The organism is bacterium (genome assembly GCA_021372775.1).
In the GTDB taxonomy this organism is placed as follows: Bacteria; Acidobacteriota; Polarisedimenticolia; order J045; family J045; genus JAJFTU01.
Genome location: JAJFTU010000089.1, coordinates 1 through 4,915, shown reverse-complemented (window position 1 = coordinate 4,915; position 4,915 = coordinate 1). Strand labels below are relative to the sequence as shown.

Sequence of the window (4,915 nt, the reverse complement as noted above, 5' to 3'; positions counted from 1 at the left end):
CATAAAAGGAACCGGCGCGGACCGCCCGCGCCGGTTCTTGGACTCTCCGGGTTTTTAGAGTGGGTGGACGAGTCCGAAGCCCCACTGTATTGGCCGGAAGCCTGCCCTTCCGGCTTTCATGATCGCGCGCGCCCCAAGCGCCGCGACCTGAGGAGTGTCCGAGGGGCGCCGGATTTCCTGGACGCTAGGAATCGTGCGCTTCCTCGCCCTCCGTCAACCCTATACGGCCCTATCGGCTCCCGTTCAACGGATTCGTGCAGTTCGGCGGAATCGCCGTCCGAAGGGCCCGCTTGCGGAATGGCGTGCGCGAAGCCCGCCTTCGGCGGCGCGGGTCGAGTAAGATGACTTCGCGGCGCCGCGCGCCGGGGACGCTGCGTCCCCGCGGCGCGCGCGGCGGACGAGGGAACGATGGACGACACGACGCGCAAGCCGGAGGAGGCCAAGCGGATCCTGGTCGCCGATCCGGGCGGCGAGACCGCGAAGCTTCTCAAGGAGAAGGCCGCGGAACTCGGCGCGGAAGTGGAGTCGTTCGAGCAGGCGGCGCTGCTCGCGCTCAAGGCGGCGCGCGGCGGCGCGGACCTCGTCGTGATCTGCCGCCCCGACTCGCTGGCGCCGATGGAGCGGCTGCGCAACGATCCGCACACGCGCCACATCCCGGTGCTGCTCTCCGCCAGCTCGTTCAAGGACCAGGAGCACCTGCTGCTCGCGGTCGTCGGCGCCGACCAGATCATCGACTACCCGCCGGAGGAGGAGATCCTCCTGTCGTGGGTGCGGAACGCGCTGAAGCGGGACTTCCGCCGCGACGCCGGCCAGCCGTTCGCCGAGGCGAAGCTGCGCGAGCCGGGCGAGGCGCGCTGGCCGGGACGCGTCAGCTGGGTCTCGCGCAACAAGGTGCGGTTCGAGACCGACATCCTGGTGGCCGAAGGGGACGAGTTCCCGATCGAAGGGCCGCTCTTCTCCGCGCTCGGCGTGCCGCAGGCGACGGCGCACGTGGTCTCGAGGACGCGCGACGACGTCTTCTACAACCACGACCTGCGCACGCTGCTCGAGGTGCGGCTGCCGGCGGGGAAGCCGACCCTGTCGGACTTCGCCAAGAGCTACGTGCAGGGGACCGCGCCGCACAAGCTGAAGATCGCCGTCGTCTCGCGGCGCGGCGCGGCTCTGTCGAACTTCGCCGACGCGATCGACAACACGATGTACGCGGTGCGCTGGGTGCCGGAGATCAAGGACCTCGCCTCGCACCTCGCGCACATGAAGCCGGCGCTGATGGTCGTCGATCCGGACAACCCGGACCTCGCCGATCCGATGAAGGCCGGGGCGCTGGCCCGGGCGGTCAAGGACGGGCTGCGGGCGTTGCCGCTGTCGCCGCCGCGCGAGGCGCGGTTCTGGGACCGGCTGGGGGCCGGCTGCCCGGAGCGGAACGTGCCCCCGCTGCAGCAGGGGTCGGGCTGGAACGAGCTGCTCGAGACCTGGGCCGTGCCGCAGAACACCGTCTCCGATCCGTCGCGGGTCTACATGCGGCGGGACCATCCGTTCTCGCACGCGAGGCTGGTGACGCCGTGCGCGCTGACCAGTCTGACCGAGGCCGGCGGGACGCTGGAGGTCGAGACGGCGCTGGCCGAGGGGGCGCGGGCCCGGATCGAGATCCCCGCCCTGGCGGCGGCGCGGGTGCTGCCGCTGCACGGCCGCGCCCTCCGCGCGTCGCGCAAGGGGGAGCGGGCGACGATGGTCTGGATGGGGGTGGGGAACGAGGACGAGCGGAAGCGTCTCCGCTTCTTCGTCCACGAGACGATCATGGCGATCCGCCGCCGGGAACTGGAAAACACCTAACGGAATCCCCTACGGGATCATCGTTTCGGGGCTCGCGTGTTGCGGCTCGGGAGGCAGGCGCGGTGGAGTCTTGCGCGGTCCGACGTTCATCGGGGCGCGCCAGCCTCCCCTACGGATCAGCGTTTGAAGAGGGCGTCGAAGGCGTTGCGGGCGACGACCGCGGGGCGGGATTCGGCGCGGCGGCCGGTGGCGTCGAGCACGAGGCGCGGCTCGTAGAGGGCGCAGTCGTTGGCCGCCCACTTGTCGCCGACCGGCGCCGGAACCGGCTTCTCGCACTGGAAGCGGGCCGAGGTCTCGAAGAACGCGCAGTGCCGGCAGGAATGGAGCGGCTTGCCGCAGTTGTCGCAGTTCGTCAGCGGCCCGATGAACGCCGCCTCGGCGCGCGTCTGATGGCCGCAGTTCTGGCAGCGGACGACCTCCGCGGCCGAGCGCTCCATCGCGCGCTTGAGCCGCTTGACCTGCTCGTCGTTGCCCAAATCAGTGCGCTCGGGCGGGCGCGGACGCTCCCCGCGCTCCCTGTCGCGATCCCTGTTCTTGTCCACGGCTGAAACCTCGACTGGCGATGAAATGAGCATACACCCCGGGGCGGCCGGGGCCACGCTTTGGGGCGAGTCGTCCCTCCCGGGGCGGCGACGGTCGGCCGCGACAGGCCCGGCGGATGGCTCCGGACGGCCCCGAAACGACGGTTTCCCGTTCCGGCAAATCCGGGGGCGGTCGCCAATTACTGTCGAATCGCCCCGGTCGCCGTGTAGAATGCGCAGGTTGCCGCGGGGCCGTCCCCCGTCCCGCGCTCGAAATCGAACATTGCAAGGAGGAATCGCCGGATGAGCGACCAGGAGTTCAAGTCCTTCGTGCCCGCCGAGACGGACATGAGGGAATTCTCGAGCCGCGCCCTGATCATCGGGTTGGGTATGTGCGTCGTGCTCGGCGCCGCCAACGCGTATCTGGGGCTCAAGGCCGGCATGACGATCGCCGCCACCTATCCCGCGGCGGTGATCGGCATGGCGCTCTTGAAGCTGTGCAAGGGCTCGGTGCTCGAAGAGAACTTCGCCCGAACCGTCGGGTCGATCGGCGAGTCGGTGGCCGCCGGGGCGATCTTCACGATTCCCGCGTTCGTGATCCTCAAGATCTGGCACTTCGGCAACACGCCGGCCGGCCAGAAGCCGCACAGCGTCCTCGAGGAGTACCTGCTCGCCTCGGCGCTGATGGTCCTCGGCGGCATCCTCGGGATCATGTTCGTAACGATCCTCCGCCGCGTGATGGTGGAGGACAAGACGCTGCCGTTCCCGGAGTCGGTCGCCGCCAGCGAGATCCACAAGGCCGGCCAGCGCGGCTCCGAAGCCGCGATGCAGCTCTTCCGGGCGATGGGCGTCGGCGCGCTGATCAAGATCCTCGGCCGGACGGACGGCGAGACGTTCGACGGCTTCGGCATCTACTACGCCGTGCACCGCTTCACTTTCCACGTCGGCAAGCTGAAGGACGGCTTCGTGCGGCTGGCCGGCGGCCGGACCGTGGCGGCCGGCGGCATGACGACCTTCAACGCCCCCGCGGCGACGCCGGCCTACATCGGCGTCGGCTACATCATCGGGCCGGAACTGGGCGCGCTGAACTTCGCCGGCGGCCTGCTCGCCTGGGGCCTCTTCGTTCCGCTGCTCGTCTACTTCCTCGGGCCTTCCCAGATCGACAGCTACGGCGGCGACTGGAGCGCCCTCGTCGGGCACGTCTACAAGTTCATCGTCCGGCCGATCGCGGTCGGCGGCATGCTCGTCGGCGCCTGCTACACGCTGTGGAAGATGCGCGCCAACCTGATCCTCGGGATCAAGCGCGGCGTGGCCAACGTCAAGAAGTCCGCGGCCGCGGCGGCCGCCACCACCCGCACCCAGCGCGACCTCTCCTTCAAGAGCGTGCTGATGATCATCGGCGTCCTGCTCGTGCTGATGATCTGCGTCTACTTCTTCTTCACCTCGACCAAGGCGGCCGACGGCACGACCACGGTCCCGGCGCCGCTCTTCGCGGCGATCGTGGCCGGCATCGTGATCCTGATCACCGGCTTCCTCTTCGCCGCCGTCTCCGGCAACCTCGTCGGGATGATCGGCTCCTCCAACAACCCGATCTCCGGACTGACGCTCGCCACGACGATCGTCGCCGCGCTGACGATGGTCATCGTCGGGGCGAAGGGGATGGCCGGCGTCGCCGCGGTGCTCGGCGTCGCGGCGATCGGCTGCGTCTCGGCCGCCGTCGCGGGCGAGATGCTGCAGGACCTGAAGGTCGGGCACATCCTCGGCGGTACCCCGTGGAAGATGCAGATCGGCGACATGATCGGCGTCGTCGTCGCGGGGCTGGTGATGTTCTTCCCGCTCTACATCCTCCACAACTCCGACATCAAGCAGGCCGCGGCGCACAAGGCCCCGGCGGCGATCGTCGCCACGACCGCCCCGGCGGTTCCGGCCGCTCCGGCCGCTGCTCCGGCGGCGACGCCGGCGAACCCGGCCGCTCCGGCCGAGGCCGCCGCCGCGCCGGCCGGCGCTCCCGCCGCCGCGCAGACCGCGCCGACCGCCGCTCCGGCGACCCCCTCTCCGGCCCAGCCGGTCGCGGAAGTCGAAGGCGGCTTCGGCGGCAAGAACCTCCCGGCGCCGCAGGCCGGCCTGATGGCCGCCCTCTCGCAGGGGATCGTCGGCGGCGAGATGGCGTGGCCGCTCGTGATCGTCGGCATCGCGATGGGCATCGCGCTGATCCTGATCAAGGTGAAGTCGCCGATGCTCTTCTCCGTCGGCATGTACCTGCCGCTGGAGACGACGTTCGCGATCTTCATCGGCGGCCTGATCCGCGGCGTCGTGGACAAGGTCGTCGCCCGCCGGCAGTACAACCCCGCCCAGAAGGCGCTCGTCGAGAACGCGGGCGTGCTGGCCGCTTCCGGCCTGATCGCCGGCGAGGCGCTGATGGGTCTCGTCATCGCGGCCGTCGTGTTCTTCTTCGAGAAGTTCCCGTCGGTCAGCGGCTTCGACTCGGCCGCTCCGTGGATGGCGCTCCCGGTGTTCGCGGTGCTCGCGATCTACCTGATCATGGTTCCGCTCAAGAAGGCGGG

At 70.1% G+C, this 4,915-nt stretch carries 3 protein-coding genes; 2 read left to right on the top strand and 1 reads right to left on the bottom strand.

All coding sequences use genetic code 11. The features are described from left to right. The first annotated feature begins 408 nt into the window (after positions 1 to 408). On the top strand, positions 409 to 1,830 hold the full coding sequence (locus LLG88_03295) for a hypothetical protein (protein ID MCE5245932.1): 1,422 nt from the start codon (positions 409 to 411) through the stop codon (positions 1,828 to 1,830). A 116-nt stretch (positions 1,831 to 1,946) separates the two neighbouring features. Here LLG88_03295 and LLG88_03290 read toward each other — a convergent pair whose 3' ends face one another. After that, positions 1,947 to 2,372 carry a hypothetical protein gene (locus tag LLG88_03290; protein ID MCE5245931.1) on the bottom strand — a complete coding sequence of 142 codons (426 nt, stop codon included), beginning with the start codon at positions 2,370 to 2,372 and terminating at the stop codon, positions 1,947 to 1,949. 282 nt (positions 2,373 to 2,654) lie between these two features. Between LLG88_03290 and LLG88_03285 the strand changes: the two genes are divergently transcribed. Continuing rightward, positions 2,655 to 4,915 (top strand): oligopeptide transporter, OPT family (locus LLG88_03285; protein ID MCE5245930.1); only part of this gene is annotated, 2,261 nt, incomplete at its 3' end.